The organism is Amphritea sp., assembly GCF_048266285.1.
Taxonomy (GTDB): domain Bacteria; phylum Pseudomonadota; class Gammaproteobacteria; order Pseudomonadales; family Balneatricaceae; genus Amphritea.
On the sequence record NZ_JBLWZV010000013.1, the window covers coordinates 1 to 17305 of the forward strand.

Sequence of the window (17305 nt, forward strand, 5' to 3'; positions counted from 1 at the left end):
GGGGGGTGGATTCGAACCACCGAAGCTCGCGCGTCAGATTTACAGTCTGATCCCTTTGGCCACTCGGGAACCCCACCCTACCAATACTTCACCGCTAAAAATGGTGCCGGCACCAAGAGTCGAACTCGGGACCTACTGATTACAAGTCAGTTGCTCTACCAGCTGAGCTATACCGGCATCGGCTGTGAAGTGGCGCATATATTAATCACGCACCCCTGTGCTTGCAACCCCTTTACATAATTTTTTTTCGATTTTTATTGAAGAATCAAAAAAATCGTCTACCTCTTTGATTTTATTGCTTGTTTCTGACGAACCATCGGCCTCGATCCAAACCTCATATTGACGTATCTGGCTGACAACCTGATATTCGCCCAACTGAAACACTCCAAGTAACCCATCACGCGCCTCATTTAGCGTCTCACGCGTCGGGTAACGACCAACAATATAGACCCATCGGGACCCAAGCCTGACCGTTTCTACCCCCAACCCCTGTGCCACCAAGCGCGCTTCCAGTACTCGCTGAACATTAGCCTCGATAGGCTGATCGAGTGTCAACTCATAACCCTGAACCTGCTCAATATCCGCTGGCGCCACTAACGCCGTCAAACCTAACCGCTCCAGCCGCTCTTGCCACTGATAGGCAACCGCTTCAACCTCTATACCCCTAACCACCTGACACCAAGCCTCAGCTGGCTGATTCTCTGTCGCAGTAGACACTCGACGGGGTAGTAATAAAGAGCGATCCTCTTCACTCAACAGGCGCAGCGAAGTAACATTCGCCGGTGATACCGCTTTATGACGTTCAGGCTGCTGCATCTGCCAGCCAAGGTAAGCGCCATTAATGAGCAATAAAATCAGAAAACACCAGCGCACCGCTATGCCCCCAACGCTAACGGCAAACCATCCAAGACCAGATCGGGACATAACACCGCCCCATCCACCAACGAACAAAACAGCGCACCGTCACCACCGGTAACATAAACCGGCTGCCCTGCCGCGCTGCGCATCACTTTCTCAGCCAAGGATGCCAATAGTAGATTCAGGCCATGCTGCACTGCCTCCGAGGTATTAGTGCCCGGCGCAGCATTAAACCCTTCGATCGAGTGATCAACAAAAATCTCTGCTGTATTACTCAATAGATTACGCCCCATCAACTGCATACCCGGAATAATATAGCCCCCTAGATGCTGACCACTATGATCCAACTGTTCCACTGTAATGGCGCTACCGCAATCCACCACCCAACAAGCCTGCTGTGCCTGATGCCAGGCACTCAACATTGCCAACCAACGATCCACCCCCATCCGTGACGGATCGCTATAGCTATTTCGCACTCCACAGGCTGCTGCTTCAGTAACCGCAAACTCCGGTGACAGATGCCATTGCTGCATAACAAAATCATGCAACGCTTGATTAACCTGCTCACCAGCAACCGACGCGATCCTTACTCGACTGACAGCCTCGGGCCATTCACCCTGCGCCAACTCACTATGACGCAACCGTCCACGACACGCAGAACCGGCAAGACGCCATTTAATAAAGGTATTACCTGCATCCAGATCTAACACACTCATGCTAGCCGCACACTCACTTCGCCACCATGATATGCCTGCAACTCACCATCCATTTCCAACAGTAATGCGCCGTTCTGATCAACACCTCGACAAATACCTAACGCCTGGCGATTGCCAAGGTTCAGACTAACGACCTGATTATGATGAGCGTTAACCGCCTGCCATTCATCTTTAAAAGCAGCAAAGCCTTGCTGCGAGAACTGCTCTAGCACCGGCACTAACTCATTAATCAGTTCCGCCAACAAATGATTACGCGATGGCGCTTCGCCGAGGATCTGCTGCAAATCAATCCAAGGCTGGTCAATCACCTCGGCAGCCAGCTCCGGCATATTGACATTAATACCTACCCCAATTACCACAAAGCAATCACCAGCGGCGTCACCGCTCATCTCTAACAGCACACCGGCCAGCTTGCGCCCGCGCCATAACAGATCGTTCGGCCATTTAACCGACACCTCCTCGACACCTATCCGCTTCAACCCTCGAATCAGTGCAACACCCACCGCCAAACTGAGCCCTTCGAGGGCTGCTGCACCATTACTAAACTGCCATGTTAGGGAGAAATAGATATTACTGGCGAATGGACTGGCCCAATTTCGGCCGCGACGCCCCCGCCCGGCGGTTTGTCGTTCAGCAAGATACAGAGAACCATGACCATCTCGATAAACGGCTTCCATCGCCTTGGCATTCGTCGAGGGAATAATTAGATTCATATCGATCAGCTTAAGCTGCTGACTTACCACCGGTTCTAGGGCTGCCTCAATCACCGTCTGGTCGAGCAGGTCGAGCCCTCCGGGAATCCGATAACCTCGCCCTTTAACACTAAAGACTTCGATACCTGTCTCTTCAATACCTTTTATCTGCTTCCATATTGCACTGCGACTCACGCCGAGCGTCGCCCCCAGCGCCTGGCCTGAATGAAACTTACCATCGGCCAACACCGACAACAGTGGCTCAATCATCGCGATATCCTTTAAGAAATCCGTTTGAGAACAATGAAACTATAATCATAGGGGTTATGCTCTGCCGCAAGAAAGTCCTCACGCCCTATTTCAGCCCAATCACCGGGATGAAATACCGGAAAAAAAGCATCACCCTTCACCTCAGCATGAACCTGCGTGAGATACAGTCGATCCGCTAAGGGCAGCGCCTGCTCATAAATCTGCGCCCCGCCAATCACCATCGCCTCATCACAACCATTCACCATACAGATGCTCTCAGCTAGCGCTTTCGCCGCTTCAAGGCTGTGTACCACCTTTACATTTTCAGGCTGATAAGTTGTATCACGGCTAACCACAATATTGGTCCGCCCCGGTAGCGGCCGACCAATCGATTCGAATGTCTTACGTCCCATAATAATCGGCTTACCCATCGTGACCCGCTTGAAATAGCGCAGATCCTCCGGCAGATGCCAGGGTAGATTGTTGTTAATTCCGATCACCCGATTTTCTGCCTGGGCCACAATGATCGCCAGGTTCATAAACTCTCCTTAACTAATACCTGTATCGATGTCTTGCTGTTTGGTAACATCGTTTTCTGAATTTAACCACAGGTGTCAAGTACAAACCAATGAGACAATATCTTGATCTTTGCCAAAGACTCATCAACGAAGGCATCTGGGTGGAAAATGAACGCACCGGAAAACGCTGCCTGACCGTCATTAACGCAGATCTGACCTACGATGTCGCCGCCGGTGAATTCCCGCTGGTGACAACTCGGAAAAGTTTCTATAAATCCGCTATTGCTGAAATGCTCGGCTATCTGCGCGGTTACGACAATGCGGCACAGTTCCGCCAACTTGGCACTAAAACTTGGGATGCCAACGCCAATGATAACGCATCTTGGCTTGCCAACCCCTACCGTAAAGGCACCGATGACTGTGGTTTTATCTACGGTAAAGTCGGTAGAAACTTCCCCAAGCCCGACGGTGGCAGCATCGACCTGCTGCGCAAAATCGTCGACGACCTGACACAGGGCATCGATGATCGCGGGGAGATTTACACTTTTTATCACCCCGGTGCATTTCACATGGGCTGCCTACGCCCCTGCATGTATAGCCACCATTTTTCACTGCTAGGGGATACACTCTATCTCAACAGCACGCAGCGCAGCTGTGATGTGCCGCTTGGTCTGACCTTCAACATGGTTCAGGTCTATTTTCTGCTGGCCATTATCGCCCAGATTACCGGCAAAAAACCGGGCAAGGCTTACCATAAGATTGTTAATGCACATATTTATGAAGATCAGCTCGAGTTGATGCGTGATGTACAGTTAACACGTAAACCTCTGCCACTGCCCACCTTTAAGATCAATCCGGATATCAAGACACTGGAAGATTTGGAAACCTGGGTTAGCACCGATGACTTCGAAATCGAAGGCTACCAGTATCACGACCCCATTCAGTATCCTTTTTCCGTATAAGCGATTATTGGCACCGCCACTCACACACAGCAGATAACCGAATGACGAAACTGAAAATTGGTGGCTGGCAACAGAAGAGCCAAACGATTGCCTATGACAACCCTTGGATTCAGGTGCGTCATGAAGAGGTAATCCGCCCCAATGGCACAGAGGGAATCTATGGCGTTGTACATTTTAAATCCAGAGCGATTGGCATTATCGCCATTGATGATGACGACCAGATCTGCCTAGTCAAACAGAGCCGCTACCCCAACAATGAAACCACCATTGAGATTCCAGAGGGCGGCGCATCACTCGATGAACCACCACTGGATGCAGCCAAGCGAGAACTTCGCGAAGAGACCGGCTTAAGCGCCGCTCATTGGCAGCCCTTTATGGAGCTGAGGACATCAAACTCGGTGACCGATGAAGTGGCCTATATCTTTGTGGCAAGCCAACTTAGCCAGGGCGCACAACAGCTCGAAGATACTGAAGACATTGAACTGCTGAAACTCCCTACAGCAGAGGCCATCCGCATGGCCGTCGATGGCGAGATCACGGACGCCATGTCGGTTGCCGCGTTACTTAAACTCGCTCTAACCCGAATGGCACCCTAATCACTCATCGAGCGTACTAACCTACCTGAGTTGCGCCGTCTCGCTTATAAGCCCAGAGCACCAGCACGGCCCCTAAAACAATCATCGGTAGCGACAACAACTGCCCCATCGTCAGCCAGTCCAGCGCCACATAGCCCAGCTGAACATCCGGCTGGCGGAAGAACTCAACGCTCGAACGAAACAGACCATAACAGAGCAAGAACATGCCAGAGACCGCCATCTTGGGCCGAGGCTTAGCAGAATAGAACCAAAGCACCGTAAACAACACCACGCCCTCTAGGGCAAACTCATACAGCTGCGAAGGGTGGCGGGCTAGCGCATCACCGGCACGGGGGAAAATAACCCCCCAGCTTTGATCGGTCGGCCGCCCCCATAACTCACCACCGATAAAGTTACCGATACGTCCGGCACCCAAGCCAATGGGAATCAACGGCGCAACAAAGTCACCGATATCAAAGTAGCTCTTCTTATATTTATGGGAGAAATAACCAATCGCCGCAATCACCCCCAACAAACCACCATGGAATGACATGCCGCCTTCCCAGACCGCAAATAACCAGAGTGGATCGTTAAGGAACTGATCGAAGTTATAAAACACTACATAACCAAAGCGGCCACCGAGGACTACGCCAATTGCACCCCAGAAAATTAGATCGGAAATCTGCTCTTCGGTCCAACCAGAGCCGGGACGACGTGCACGTTTACCACCGAGATACCAAGCCGAGGCAAAGCCCACCAGATACATCAGCCCATACCAGTGAATTTTTAATGGCCCTAACGCCACCGCAATTGGATCAATATCATGCACCCACATTAAAACTGACTTCCTTTATTCTGAATCTGCCGGATAAAACCATGTTCATGGCGCATCCTACAATAGATAAATGACAAATATTGGTTTTAAATGAAACCGTGATTCATCCGCTTTAGCAATACACTGTAATATTTGTCATGATTGCCGCTTGTCTGCTAAAAAGAGAGAGCCTGCTGTGTGTCTAATCCTATTCGCTTATAATTATCACCCGGACTATAAACTAATCCTAACGGCCAATCGGGATGAGTTTTACAGCCGCCCGACCCGAGCGATGCAATACTGGCCGGAGCAACCTGAGTTACTGGCCGGCCAAGACTTAGAGCAAGGTGGCACATGGCTAGGGCTGACTCGTCACGGACGCTTCTCGGCTCTCACCAATCACCGCAACGGTTTGAGTCAACCACAAGGACAAAGTTCCAGAGGAAATCTACCGCTGCAGTTCCTCCTCAGCGACCTTAGCTGCAACGCATTTATTGAGGCTACCGATCCGCACCGTTTCGATGGCTTCAACCAACTGATCGATGATGGACAACAGCTCTGCTATCTCTCGAATAGAGCCACCTCCTTACAACCAGTGCCGCGCGGAATTCACGGTATTAGTAACGCCGTGTTCGACACTCCTTGGCCAAAATTAGTCACCGCCAAACAGGCCCTAAAAAACAGTATTGATAGTGACAAGTTCGATGCCGACACGCTGATAAAACTGATGCAGAACCCTGCGACCTATCCTGATGAATTACTCCCAGAAACCGGTATAGCCTTGCCACTAGAGCGTCGCCTCTCAGCCAGTTTTATTCGTTCAGAGAATTATGGCACCCGCGCCACCACCGCGATATTAATCAGACACAATGGCGTCACAGAAGTCGTCGAGCAGAATTATGATGCGGCAGGGAAAACTGAGCGTAATACCTTTCGTTTCATGGCCCCCGCAACCTTGATGGCGGAGTAACGGGCCTTTAGTCAGGGATCGCAGGCCGAGTAAGCTGACCGAGTCCCAGCTCTTTCAGGCGACTATGCAAGGCGACTTGAATCTTATCGGCATCGCCCATCACGATAATTTCATTAAGCAACGCCCGAGCCCGCTCAAAGCTGATACCCCGTAGAGCAAACTTTACCTTCGGCAGGTTAGTGGCGTTCATTGACAGCACATCGTAGCCCATCGCCATCAGCAAAATAGCCCCGCCAGGATCGGCCGCCATTTCACCACAGATACTCACCGACACATTTTCTTTGTGCGCTTCTAGCACGATAAACTGCAACGCTTTCAACACCGCTGGATGATAAGGCACATAGAGATCGGCGACCCGTGGATTATTTCGATCAACCGCTAGCAAATACTGGGTTAGGTCGTTCGAACCCACCGAAATAAAATCAACCCGACGCGCAAACCGGCGCACCTGATACACCGCCGCCGGCACCTCAATCATCACACCGATCAACGGCTGGCTGATATTGTGCCCCTCTTCACGCAAGCCTTCTACGGCCTGGGCAATCAATCGTTTCGATTCATCTACTTCACGCACACTGGTCACCATCGGCAACATGATACGCAAATTATCCAAACCCTCGGCGGCACGCAGCATGGCACGAATTTGCACGAGGAATATCTCAGGATGATCCAATGTTACCCGAATACCTCGCCAGCCAAGGAACGGATTATCTTCTTCGATCGGGAAATAGGACAGCGGCTTATCGCCACCGATATCCAGTGTACGCATCGTGACCGGACGGGGCGCAAAAGCTTCCAGCTGTTTACGATAGGTCTCCATCTGATCTTGCTCACTGGGAAAGAAATCCCGAATCATAAAGGGAATTTCCGTCCGGTATAGGCCGATACCCTCAGCGCCTCGATCAAGTGCCCGGGCCACATCGGCAATCAAACCGGTATTGACCCACAGGGGCATACGATAACCATCGGTGGTTTCGGCCGGCAGCTCTTTCAGCCCTTCTAGCCCGGCATTAACCTCATCTTCTTCACGAATAACTTCTTGATAGCATTCAATCAGATCATCAGATGGATTAACGAACACCCGACCAGAATAACCATCAAGAATAACCTTCAGTCCCTCCACCCGGGTATAGGGCAGGTCGACCACCCCCATCAATGTTGGGATGCCCATCGAGCGGGCGAGAATGGCCGCATGAGAGTTACCGGAGCCATGTACTGAGATCAAACCCACCAGCTTTTCTGTTGGCACCTCGCCCAGCATCGCCGGCGTTAGCTCATCAGCCACCAGTATCGTGTTTTCTGGAAAGACAATTTCCGACAGCGCCGGACCGGACTCCTGCAAAAAGGTCAGCATCCGTCGACCCAAATCTTTGATATCCGTGGCCCGCTCACGCAGGTATGGGTCATCCATCATCGAGAACTGTTTCACATGCTCGCCAATAACCTGCTTCAGCGCGCCCTGTGCCCAGCTCCCCTCTTTGATGCGCGCAATAATCTCACCGGCCAGGGCATTATCATCAAGCATACGAATATAGACATCGAATAGCTCCCGCTCTTCCGAACGTAGCCGTTTGGCGAGACTGCGACCCACCCGCTTAATATCCCGCCGCACCTGTGCCAGCGCACGTTTAAACGTGGCGACTTCGGCCTTAATATCATCGACCTTACGATCCGGCACACCATCGAGATCGGCTAATGGCGTCATAACCACCGCAGGCCCGATGGCAACACCGACACAACCCGACACCCCTTCAAACTTCCGGTCAGCTTCGGTTTTAGTATGGTCGGAAATCTGCAGAATCGAGCCGGTCGCCTCAGCATGAGCGATCACCCCAGCCAACTGGGCCGACATCGTCACCATAAAGGCTTCTTCAGACTCATCAAACTTGCGAATCAGCTTCTGCTGAACAACCAAAACCCCCAACAGGGTTCGGTGATGAATAATAGGCACCCCAAGAAAAGCATGAAACTTCTTCTCGCCGGTGCCTTTAAGGTAGGTAAACGCGCTATGGGCGGCGGCATCTTCGAGGTTGATAGGCTCAGCACGCTGACCTACCATCCCGACAACCCCCTCCTCAACGGAGAGCGATACCCGACCTACCGATTTCTGATTAAGCCCTTGGGTCGCCATCAAAACATAGCGTTCACGCTGCGGGTCTAGAAGATAGATAGAACACACATCTGTACGAATCGCACGCTGCACCCGACGGACAATAACATCCAACACCGACTCAAGATCGGCGGCGGCGTTAACCTCCTGTACAATTTTGCGTAGCGTTTCCAGCATGCAGTGCTTACTCCTTTAAATACCAGCCCCCAAGAACCAGCCGCGTCAACTTAGGTGACAATTCGCGCATCGCTTTACGATACACATCCCGCTTAAATGCCACAACCTGACCGAGCGGATACCAATAACTCACCCAACGCCAGCCATCAAACTCTGGTGAGTTTGTTGAATCAATCACTACCGCGCTGTCATCACTCAACATGCGCAATAAAAACCACTTTTGTTTCTGTCCTACACAAACCGGATGGGAATGGTGCCTTATCATTCGTTTGGGTAGCCGGTAACGAAGCCAGCCTCGGGTAACAGCGATCACCTCTACATCCTCAGGTGACAGCCCAATCTCCTCTTTAAGTTCCCGATACATCGCCTGTTCCGGCGATTCTTCCACGTTAATCCCCCCCTGGGGGAACTGCCATGCATTTTGCCCTATACGTCTTGCCCAAAGCACCTGACCCATCGAGTTCGCCAGAATGATACCGACATTCGGCCTGAACCCATCTGAATCTATCACGGTGAATTCCTTACAAATTCTTTTTCGCTATTGTTCCACAACTTCAGGTCTTTCAGCAAACTTAAGCGTACCCAGAAAATCAGGGATTAATAATTGCCAGCTCTGTCATGAGCCACTATTCTAAGCGCTACATTTTCAGCTGACCTTATATACACATGGAGAGACAACCTTGAGCCTGGCGATTTTCGATCTAGATAACACTTTGTTAAACGGCGATAGTGATCACGCCTGGGGCGAGTTCCTGTGCAAGAAAGGCATTGTCGATACTGAAGCCTACCGTCAGGCAAACGATTATTTCTACCAACAATATAAAGCCGGCACGCTGGATATTGGCGAATTTCTGGAGTTTGCCCTCAAGCCCCTTAGCGAGCACGAACCCGAAGTCCTCGAACAGCTGCATCAGGAGTTTATGCAAACTACCGTTGCCCCAATGATGCTGGATAAAGCCGCCACACTGCTGCAAAAGCACCGGCAACAGGGTGACTATCTGTTAATCATTACCGCCACTAACCGTTTTGTCACCGGCCCCATTGCCACCGCACTCGGCGTCGACGACACCTTAGCCACCGAGCCAGAGATGATTGATGGTCGCTATACCGGCAAAGTAGCCGGCACGCCCTGCTTTCAGGCAGGCAAAGTGGAACGCCTGAACACTTGGCTGGAGCAAACCGGCCACTCCATGGATGACAGCTATTTCTATAGTGATTCCATTAACGATAAGCCATTACTCGAACGGGTCACCCACCCCGTCGCCGTCGACCCGGATGAACTACTGAAGCAAACCGCCGAAGATAAAGGCTGGCCCATTATCAGCCTGCGGTAAACCATCGCGATTGCAGTACTCAGCTAATATCCCATCATGCTCCGCCCCACAAGGCCGGAGCATTTTTATATCCCTAGCTTGCCACTATCGATCAAATAGCCAGTGCTAATTGGTGAAATCATTGTTTTGCTGCAAGACTGTGTATAAGCAACAGAGGAGATTAAGACGATGATGCTAATTCGAGATATTATGGCGGAATACGTCACACCGCTGCAGGAAACAATGTCCCTGCCTCAGGCCGTAGATCAGCTTATCAACAGTAAGATGATCGGACTTCCCGTGGTCGATACCCACAACCACCTCACCGGTTTTCTATCAGAACACGATTGTATCCCTTTCCTACTGGGGGACAGCTACCACTGCGATAGCCATGTGCTCGTCAAAGATATGATGCAGCACGAACCACTGACCGTGAAACCCAGTAACACCGTCTTGGAATTAGCCCAGATGATGGCCAGCAATAAACCCAAAATCTATCCGGTGGTCGATAACGGCCTGCTCGTTGGGTTGGTTAAACGAGGTCAGGTGATGGCGGCACTCAATGATCAATTAAAACAATGCCGCGTGGCCTAAAGCTTTGAGTAGATATAAAAAATGCGCCGTTAAAAGGCGCATTTGATCATCAAACCAGCATCGACTAAGGACAGGGATTGGAATACTGGGTACTAATCCGCTCGATCCCTTCCAATACCTCAACCGACAGCGTTATCTCGATGGAACGGATATTACTGGCTAACTGCTCCATGGTTGTCGCACCAATAACATTACTGCCGACAAATGGTTGACGGTTAACAAATGCCAGTGCCATCTGAGCCGGATCGATACCATGCTCCCGCGCTAACAACACATACTCGGCGGTCGCTTTCAGTCCTCGATCAGTAAAGTAACGAGCAAACCGAGGGAACTGATTAATACGGTCATTCGGCCCAGCACTCCCATCTAGATATTTACCACTAAGGGTCCCGAACGCCAGAGGCGAATACGCCATCAGGTCTACGTTTTCCCGTAGCAACACCTCACTCAAGGCCACCTCATCTTTACGGTTCAGCAAGTTGTAAGGGTTCTGTACCGAAACAACCCGCGGCAACCCCAGCGCCTCAGCATAACTGAGGAACTTCATCACGCCCCAAGGCACCTCATTAGATAAACCGACATAGCGGATCAAACCTTCATCCACCAACTCTTTTAGCGCTTCGAGCGTCTCAAGTATCGGAATACCGTCTAGCTCCGGTTGATGATGATAATTCAACTGACCAAAGAAGTTAGTTGCCCGTTCAGGCCAATGCACCTGATACAGATCGATATAATCGGTTTGTAACCGCTGCAGGCTATCGGTAACCGCCTGTCGAATATTGGCTCGATTCAGGCATAGGTTTGGCCGAATATGAGATGCCATTTCGGCAGGGCCACTCACCTTAGTCGCCAGAATAATATCCTCACGATTGCCCCGCGCCTTAATCCAGCTACCAACATACTCTTCAGTACGCCCCTGCGTGGCTGGATTAGGAGGCACCGGATACATCTCCGCCATATCAAAGAAGTTAATCCCCTCGGCAACGGCATAGTCAAGCTGCTGATGCGCTTCTGCTTCAGTGTTTTGCTGGCCGAAGGTCATCGTCCCCAGACAGATACGGCTGACATTAAGATCGCTACCACCGAGTAATTTATACTCCATCATCTATGACTTCCCAAGATCGATTTAAGTGACCGGCAACAACCGGACAAAATAGGATTTAAGGTAATCCGTTTCGGGAATCGCGGGGTGGACCGGATGATCTCCCCCTTGATGCCCTTGATCAAAGATCTGCGCTTGACGATCCAACGCGCGACTTTCTGAACGGATAATATCCACCAGCCGTTCACGCTGCAGGTGCATTGAGCAAGAGGCTGACACTAAGACACCGTTTTTGGCCACTAACCGCATCGCCAACTGATTGATCCGCTTATACGCCTGTTCACCATTGCGAATATCTTTACGGCGCTGAATAAAGGCCGGTGGATCGACCACAACCACGTCAAACTTCTCACCTTCCTCCAGCAACATCTTACAACCATCGAAAGCATCACCCTGAATGCTGGTGAAACGCTCTGCGCCACCATTCAGCTGGGCATTTTCCTGGGCGATATCCAAAGCAAACTCAGAGGCATCTAAGCAGGTTACGTGCTCAGCGCCAGCTGCCAATGCCTGTACACCCCAGCCACCAATATAGCTGAACAGATCTAACACCCGCTTGCCTTCAACATGCTGCTGCATCCGCGCACGGTTTAAGCGGTGGTCATAAAACCAGCCGGTCTTCTGGCCTTTATGTACCGGCGCCAGAAATGACACGCCGTTCTCTTCAAAAGGCACCAATTCAGGTACTTCACCAAAAGCTACTTCAGAATAGCTCTCCAACCCTTCCATCTGGCGCATTTTGCCATCATTACGGAAGAGAATACCCTGTGGCTTAAAGACCTTTTCTAACGCTGCCACGATATCCTCTTTAAACAACTCCATCCCCGCCGTTGAGATCTGCACCACAAAGATATCGAAGAATCGGTCGATCACTAAACCAGACAGACCATCGCTATCACCAAACACTAGGCGGTAACAGGGCTTATCAAAACAGGCCTCGCGTAATGATAGGGCAATATTAAGACGGTGCACGATGAGCGAACGATCCAGCGGAATCTTCACGCTACGGCTCACCAGACGCCCACAGATCAGCGAATTTGGATTAACATAGGCTAAGCCGAGCGGCTTACCTGCTGAGCTCTCCACGACCACCTGCTCGCCCGGCGTAAACTGCTTCAGTGGCGTAAGCTGAGTATTCACTTCATTGCTGTAAATCCAGACATGGCCGCCGCGCAGACGCTTATCAGCGCCCGAATTCAAACGTAGTTGTTGCAAGGGGAGTTACCTTCTGTTGACGGTTATTCGGTGGACCGCTCGCAGCATATATCCTGCAGGCCCAGATAACAGAAAGCCCCGCAGTGGCAGGGCTTAGTTATTGCATGATCAGACGTTGATCAGCTTTCGGCTTCGCACAATTCCGCGTAGCCATCGGCATCCAACAGATCATCGACTTCAGTGGTATCAGACAGACGCAAGCGAACAAACCAGCCATCACCATAAGGATCGCTGTTTACTAACTCAGGGGCATCTTCCAATTCACCATTTACAGCAAGAATTTCACCGCTCAATGGTGCATAGACATCCGATGCTGCTTTAACAGATTCAACCACGCCGAGGTCATCACCGGTAGCGAATTCAGCACCTACTTCAGGCAGCTCAACAAACACTACATCACCCAGCAGATCCTGGGCATGGTCAGTAATTCCGATAGTTACAACACCATCACCCTCGTCACGGATCCATTCATGGCTGGCAACATATTTCAGATCGCTTGGGATATCGCTCATTTTCTCTTTCCTACAGTGAGAGTTTATGAATACACTTTCTCGCCATTGCGAACAAATGACGGTTTAACTACTTTTACTTCTACCAGTTTGCCACGCATATCAACATGGCAAGTATCCGCTATGTCAGCCGATACCCGGGCCATTGCAATCGAACAACCCAGTGTTGGCGAGAAAGAACCACTGGTAATTTCACCCGCTTCCTCACCGTTAATCATGACTTTCTGGTGGCTGCGAAGTACGCCTCGTGTTTCGAGTACCAGCCCAACCAACTTCTGTTTTACACCACTCGCACGCTGTTTTTCAAGCGCTTTGCGGCCAACAAAGTCTCGTTCTGCTGGCTCCCAAGCGATAGTCCAAGCCATATTCGCCGTCAGTGGAGAGACTTTCTCATCCATATCCGAGCCATATAGATTCATGCCGGCTTCCAATCGCAAGGTATCACGGGCACCTAGCCCACAAGGAGCCACACCGGCATCCGCCAATGCTTGCCAGAAGTCTGCAACATACTCCTCTGGCACCATCACCTCAAGTCCATCTTCGCCAGTATAGCCGGTTCTCGCAAAAAACCAGCCTTCCGATTCCAACCCTTGAAACACCTTTAAACCGTCAATCAACTTAACTCGCGACTCATTTAATACCGCCGCAACTTTAGCAATCGCATTCGGCCCTTGAATCGCCACCATCGCCAATTCGGGGCGCTCGGTCAGCGCAACATTATCAAACTGAGCAGTATGATCCGCCATCCAGCGTAGATCTTTCTCACGGGTACCGCAGTTAACCACCACCCGGAACCATTCGCCGGTCACATCGGGATCGGTCATCAGGTAGACGATCAAATCATCAACCACACCGCCGGTTTCATTCAGCATACCACTGTAAAGTGCTTTGCCCTGCTCCTGTAAGCGAATGACATCATTCGCCAATAGGTAACGCAGGTATTCTTTGGCATCCGCGCCGGTGACATCCACTACTGTCATGTGAGACACATCAAACATACCCGCATCGTTGCGGACTATATGGTGCTCTTCAACCTGTGAACCGTAGTGAATCGGCATATCCCAACCACCAAAGTCGACCAGCTTGGCATTCATCTGCAAATGCTTTTCGTAAAGTGCCGTTCTCTGTCCCATAATTCTTAACTCGCTTATCCTGAGCGAATAACTGATCGCTCTGTAACTGACGCTATTAATTGTTATTCAGCAATAAATAAAGCTTAGGGCTATCTTTAAAAAGGGCAGACAATGTATATAGATTCAATCGCCAGTGCAAATTTTCCCATGGATTCTGACTGATCTTTTAGGCTAACACGCCAACGTTACTCTTTTATCGGCCGACGCGCCAAACGCGGCAACGGCCCGGCTAAACCCATCGCCTGCTGCACAATATGATTTTTAACCGGCGAACATCGATTCATCAATGACATACCGGTATTACGCAACAACCTCGGTAGTGGACCTTCGGCATTAAATAAACGTTTAAAGCCTTCCATCGTCGCCGCCATCTGTAGGTTCTCGCCCTGACGAGCACGCTGAAAACGCCGCAAATGATATTCACTATGCCAATCGACACCATCTTTAACGCCTTCGAGAATCGTCTCCGCTAGCGCAGCCGCATCCATCAAGCCTAGGTTAACCCCCTGCCCAGCCAGTGGGTGAATGGTATGGGCGGCATCGCCAATGGCCGCAAAGCCGGCTTTAACATACTGCTTAGCATGCCGCTGACGCAGTGGAAAAACAGCCCGAGGATCGGTGTGTGTTACTCGCCCTAAACGGCCCTCAAAAGCACGTTCCAATGCCTGACAAAAATCAGCATCATTCAGCTCCATCAACAGTTTGGCATGATCCGGCGAGGTGGACCAGACAATCGAACTGAGATGCGCTTCCGCTAACGGCAGAAACGCCAAAGGACCGTCATTGGTAAAACGTTGCCAGCAGGTCGCCTGATTGGACACTTCCGTCGTGACCGTCGTGACGATCGCATGATGGCCGTAATCCCACTCCCACATCCCGATACCAGCCAATCGCCGGGTATTCGATAAAGCCCCATCCGCAGCGACCACACAGCGTGACTCTAGCATCTCACCGTTGCTGAGGGTCAACCTGCGCGCCCCTTGCTCATCCGGCTCTGACAACTCAGTCAGTGCGACACCCATGGATAGTTGGCAGTTAGGCTGAGCAGCCACCCGTTGCAGCAGTGCCGCCTGAGTTACTCGGTTTTCCACAATATGGCCTAAACAGGGTTCGTGCAGTTCGGCACAGTCAAAATGAATATGCCCTGTGCCTTCGCCATCCCAAACATCCATCGCCCGATAGGGCATCAAGCGCATCTGTTCGATCTGCGGCCAAACCCCGGCAACACTCAACACCTGCTGCGAAGCCACGGTTAAGGCGCTTACCCGGGGATCATACCCCTGCTCTCGCTGAGATTGCTCCCACGTCAGTGCTTGCTCGGCATCGATATCCCGATGCTCAAGCACTCGGATACGCAAACCGCTGTCGGCCAGTAATGCGGCCAATGTCAGCCCCACCATACCGGCGCCGACGATCACCAGATCGGTCATATTATCTTGTGTCATTGGAGTCCTCACAGACAGCTGACAAAGTCCCCATGCGGGACATCATTATAAGCCAAGCCTATTAGCGCAGATCAGGCGTTGGCTGATCCAGTCCCATCGCGCTACGGGCAAATACCGTTTTCGCCATCGGACAGATATCCATTAACTGCAACCCGGCACTGCGCCCTAGTGCCAACAAGGGGTTATCATTCGAGAATAGTTTCATGGTTTTATCACTGAATCCGATAGTTTTCTGCTGATCTCGACGTACCCGCTCGGCAAATCGAGCCAGGTGATTAATATCACCCAAATTGACACCGGCTTCGCGGGCCTCGATCAGCTCAGCAGCTAAGGCAACCACACCCCGTAACGCCAAGTTGTAACCCTGACCAGCAATCGGATGCAGTGCATGGGCGGCGTTACCTAACACAATCAGCCCCTGACGTACCTGCTCATCGGCGATACTCAGCTTCAGCGGATAACTAAAGCGTTCGCCAACCTGCACAAAGACCCCAGCACGATAGCCAAAACGTTCATGCACCCGCTCGATAAACTGTTTATCAGTAAGGCCAAGAATCTCGTCTATCTGCTCATCGGGTACCGTCCAGACCAACCCCATACGATGCAAACCGGGCTGCACGGCATCGTTAGACGCGCTTGGCGGAGCATCTTCGAGAGGTAACAGCGCGATCGGGCCGGTATCGGTAAACCGCTCATAAGCGATATAATCATGAGCCGTTTCCGGACTAATATTGGCGACCACCGCATGCTGTTGATAACTTTTCTGTTGATAACCGATGCCCAACTGCTCCCGTAGGCCAGACCGACCTCCATCCGCCATCACCACCAGTTCGGCCGTGACTTGCTGAGGGCTGTCATCAACTAACAATGACACCGTCATGAGTGCGTCGTGAGTCTGCACATCGGTGACTTCCGCGGGGCACAAGAGATCGATATGTGCAGCATCGTCTTCCATGAGTCGACTCATCAACACCTGGCCTAACCAATGGTTCTCTACGACATAACCCAGTGCGGCAACGCCCTCATCATGGGCACTCAGGCGGGAGACGCCGAAGCGTCCCTTATCAGACACGTGAATATTGGTGATCGGGCAAAGGTGCTCCCGCAGTTGCGGCCAAATACCGATCTGCTCATAAATCAACCGACTGCCATAGGATAGCGCGGTTGAGCGAGTATCGTAGCTCGGCTGATATTCGGCGCTACCGGCAGCCGGCATAGGAAAGGCTTCAACCACTGCGATCGACAACCCTAAACGCTTACCCGCCGGGATTAATGCCGCCGCTAAACTCGCGCCGACCATCCCGCCACCAATGATTAAAATATCGTAATGCTGTTTCATAACCGCCCGTGTTG

At 51.3% G+C, this 17305-nt stretch carries 18 protein-coding genes and 1 tRNA gene; 5 read left to right on the forward strand and 14 right to left on the reverse strand.

Features of this window, described 5'->3' with window-relative positions; all coding sequences use genetic code 11:
- Positions 1-101: 101 nt before the first annotated feature.
- The 5 genes from ACN0T0_RS13635 to folA form a co-directional block, all read right to left on the reverse strand.
- Positions 102-177: transfer RNA gene (locus ACN0T0_RS13635), tRNA-Thr, on the reverse strand.
- A 24-nt stretch (positions 178-201) separates the two neighbouring features.
- Positions 202-924, reverse strand: a complete 723-nt coding sequence (locus ACN0T0_RS13640) for a hypothetical protein (RefSeq protein WP_417226963.1) — start codon at positions 922-924, stop codon at positions 202-204.
- On the reverse strand, positions 876-1574 hold the full coding sequence (locus tag ACN0T0_RS13645; RefSeq protein WP_417226965.1) for a type III pantothenate kinase: 699 nt from the start codon (positions 1572-1574) through the stop codon (positions 876-878). Before ACN0T0_RS13645 ends, ACN0T0_RS13640 begins: the two co-directional genes overlap by 49 nt.
- A complete protein-coding gene (gene birA / locus ACN0T0_RS13650) occupies positions 1571-2536 on the reverse strand; it encodes a bifunctional biotin--[acetyl-CoA-carboxylase] ligase/biotin operon repressor BirA (protein WP_417226967.1) in 966 nt (321 codons plus the stop codon). The genes ACN0T0_RS13645 and birA overlap by 4 nt, the downstream gene beginning before the upstream one ends.
- A gap of 11 nt (positions 2537-2547) precedes the next feature.
- Positions 2548-3054 (reverse strand): type 3 dihydrofolate reductase, encoded by a 507-nt coding sequence (gene folA / locus ACN0T0_RS13655; RefSeq protein WP_417226969.1) that lies wholly within the window; start codon positions 3052-3054, stop codon positions 2548-2550.
- A gap of 89 nt (positions 3055-3143) precedes the next feature.
- Between folA and ACN0T0_RS13660 the strand changes: the two genes are divergently transcribed.
- Together ACN0T0_RS13660 and ACN0T0_RS13665 are read left to right on the forward strand one after the other, a co-directional pair.
- Positions 3144-3995, forward strand: a complete 852-nt coding sequence (locus tag ACN0T0_RS13660; RefSeq protein ID WP_417226971.1) for a thymidylate synthase — start codon at positions 3144-3146, stop codon at positions 3993-3995.
- A gap of 41 nt (positions 3996-4036) precedes the next feature.
- Entirely contained in the window at positions 4037-4591 is a 555-nt protein-coding gene (locus tag ACN0T0_RS13665; protein WP_417226973.1) for an NUDIX domain-containing protein, read from the forward strand.
- A 16-nt stretch (positions 4592-4607) separates the two neighbouring features.
- Here ACN0T0_RS13665 and lgt read toward each other — a convergent pair whose 3' ends face one another.
- Entirely contained in the window at positions 4608-5405 is a 798-nt protein-coding gene (gene lgt / locus ACN0T0_RS13670) for a prolipoprotein diacylglyceryl transferase (RefSeq protein WP_417226975.1), read from the reverse strand.
- Between the two features lie 175 nt (positions 5406-5580).
- Here lgt and ACN0T0_RS13675 point away from each other — a divergent pair, with 175 nt between their 5' ends.
- Complete coding sequence (locus tag ACN0T0_RS13675; RefSeq protein WP_417226977.1) at positions 5581-6354, forward strand: NRDE family protein; 774 nt, start codon at positions 5581-5583, stop codon at positions 6352-6354.
- Between the two features lie 7 nt (positions 6355-6361).
- Here ACN0T0_RS13675 and ptsP read toward each other — a convergent pair whose 3' ends face one another.
- Together ptsP and rppH are read right to left on the reverse strand one after the other, a co-directional pair.
- Positions 6362-8641 carry a phosphoenolpyruvate--protein phosphotransferase gene (ptsP, locus tag ACN0T0_RS13680; protein ID WP_417226979.1) on the reverse strand — a complete coding sequence of 760 codons (2280 nt, stop codon included), beginning with the start codon at positions 8639-8641 and terminating at the stop codon, positions 6362-6364.
- 7 nt (positions 8642-8648) lie between these two features.
- On the reverse strand, positions 8649-9152 hold the full coding sequence (rppH, locus tag ACN0T0_RS13685) for an RNA pyrophosphohydrolase (protein ID WP_215953554.1): 504 nt from the start codon (positions 9150-9152) through the stop codon (positions 8649-8651).
- Positions 9153-9321: 169 nt separating this feature from the next.
- Here rppH and ACN0T0_RS13690 point away from each other — a divergent pair, with 169 nt between their 5' ends.
- Both ACN0T0_RS13690 and ACN0T0_RS13695 read left to right on the forward strand, forming a co-directional pair.
- On the forward strand, positions 9322-9975 hold the full coding sequence (locus ACN0T0_RS13690) for an HAD family hydrolase (RefSeq protein WP_417226981.1): 654 nt from the start codon (positions 9322-9324) through the stop codon (positions 9973-9975).
- 168 nt (positions 9976-10143) lie between these two features.
- A complete protein-coding gene (locus ACN0T0_RS13695) occupies positions 10144-10548 on the forward strand; it encodes a CBS domain-containing protein (RefSeq protein ID WP_417226983.1) in 405 nt (134 codons plus the stop codon).
- 64 nt (positions 10549-10612) lie between these two features.
- On the opposite strand, the gene ACN0T0_RS13700 is transcribed toward ACN0T0_RS13695, so the two are convergent.
- From ACN0T0_RS13700 to ubiH, 6 genes are all read right to left on the reverse strand, one after another.
- Positions 10613-11650: an NADP(H)-dependent aldo-keto reductase gene (locus ACN0T0_RS13700; protein ID WP_417227130.1), complete on the reverse strand. Its 1038-nt coding sequence runs from the start codon at positions 11648-11650 to the stop codon at positions 10613-10615.
- Positions 11651-11674: 24 nt separating this feature from the next.
- Entirely contained in the window at positions 11675-12865 is a 1191-nt protein-coding gene (locus tag ACN0T0_RS13705; protein ID WP_417226985.1) for a class I SAM-dependent rRNA methyltransferase, read from the reverse strand.
- A 119-nt stretch (positions 12866-12984) separates the two neighbouring features.
- Positions 12985-13377 (reverse strand): glycine cleavage system protein GcvH, encoded by a 393-nt coding sequence (gene gcvH / locus ACN0T0_RS13710; RefSeq protein WP_417226987.1) that lies wholly within the window; start codon positions 13375-13377, stop codon positions 12985-12987.
- Between the two features lie 23 nt (positions 13378-13400).
- A complete protein-coding gene (gcvT, locus tag ACN0T0_RS13715; protein WP_417226989.1) occupies positions 13401-14507 on the reverse strand; it encodes a glycine cleavage system aminomethyltransferase GcvT in 1107 nt (368 codons plus the stop codon).
- Between the two features lie 185 nt (positions 14508-14692).
- Positions 14693-15952 (reverse strand): UbiH/UbiF/VisC/COQ6 family ubiquinone biosynthesis hydroxylase, encoded by a 1260-nt coding sequence (locus ACN0T0_RS13720; protein WP_417226991.1) that lies wholly within the window; start codon positions 15950-15952, stop codon positions 14693-14695.
- 61 nt (positions 15953-16013) lie between these two features.
- Complete coding sequence (ubiH, locus tag ACN0T0_RS13725) at positions 16014-17291, reverse strand: 2-octaprenyl-6-methoxyphenyl hydroxylase (RefSeq protein WP_417226992.1); 1278 nt, start codon at positions 17289-17291, stop codon at positions 16014-16016.
- Positions 17292-17305: the final 14 nt, after the last annotated feature.

Coding starts and splice junctions, on each gene's coding strand:
- gcvH (WP_417226987.1), bottom strand. CDS start 13,377: ATGAGCGATATCCCAAGCGATCTGAAATATGTTGCCAGCCATGAATGG.
- birA (WP_417226967.1), bottom strand. CDS start 2,536: ATGATTGAGCCACTGTTGTCGGTGTTGGCCGATGGTAAGTTTCATTCA.
- ACN0T0_RS13700 (WP_417227130.1), bottom strand. CDS start 11,650: ATGGAGTATAAATTACTCGGTGGTAGCGATCTTAATGTCAGCCGTATC.
- ACN0T0_RS13640 (WP_417226963.1), bottom strand. CDS start 924: ATGTCCCGATCTGGTCTTGGATGGTTTGCCGTTAGCGTTGGGGGCATA.
- gcvT (WP_417226989.1), bottom strand. CDS start 14,507: ATGGGACAGAGAACGGCACTTTACGAAAAGCATTTGCAGATGAATGCC.
- ACN0T0_RS13645 (WP_417226965.1), bottom strand. CDS start 1,574: ATGAGTGTGTTAGATCTGGATGCAGGTAATACCTTTATTAAATGGCGT.
- ACN0T0_RS13665 (WP_417226973.1), top strand. CDS start 4,037: ATGACGAAACTGAAAATTGGTGGCTGGCAACAGAAGAGCCAAACGATT.
- lgt (WP_417226975.1), bottom strand. CDS start 5,405: ATGTGGGTGCATGATATTGATCCAATTGCGGTGGCGTTAGGGCCATTA.
- ACN0T0_RS13660 (WP_417226971.1), top strand. CDS start 3,144: ATGAGACAATATCTTGATCTTTGCCAAAGACTCATCAACGAAGGCATC.
- ptsP (WP_417226979.1), bottom strand. CDS start 8,641: ATGCTGGAAACGCTACGCAAAATTGTACAGGAGGTTAACGCCGCCGCC.
- folA (WP_417226969.1), bottom strand. CDS start 3,054: ATGAACCTGGCGATCATTGTGGCCCAGGCAGAAAATCGGGTGATCGGA.
- ubiH (WP_417226992.1), bottom strand. CDS start 17,291: ATGAAACAGCATTACGATATTTTAATCATTGGTGGCGGGATGGTCGGC.
- ACN0T0_RS13720 (WP_417226991.1), bottom strand. CDS start 15,952: ATGACACAAGATAATATGACCGATCTGGTGATCGTCGGCGCCGGTATG.
- ACN0T0_RS13695 (WP_417226983.1), top strand. CDS start 10,144: ATGATGCTAATTCGAGATATTATGGCGGAATACGTCACACCGCTGCAG.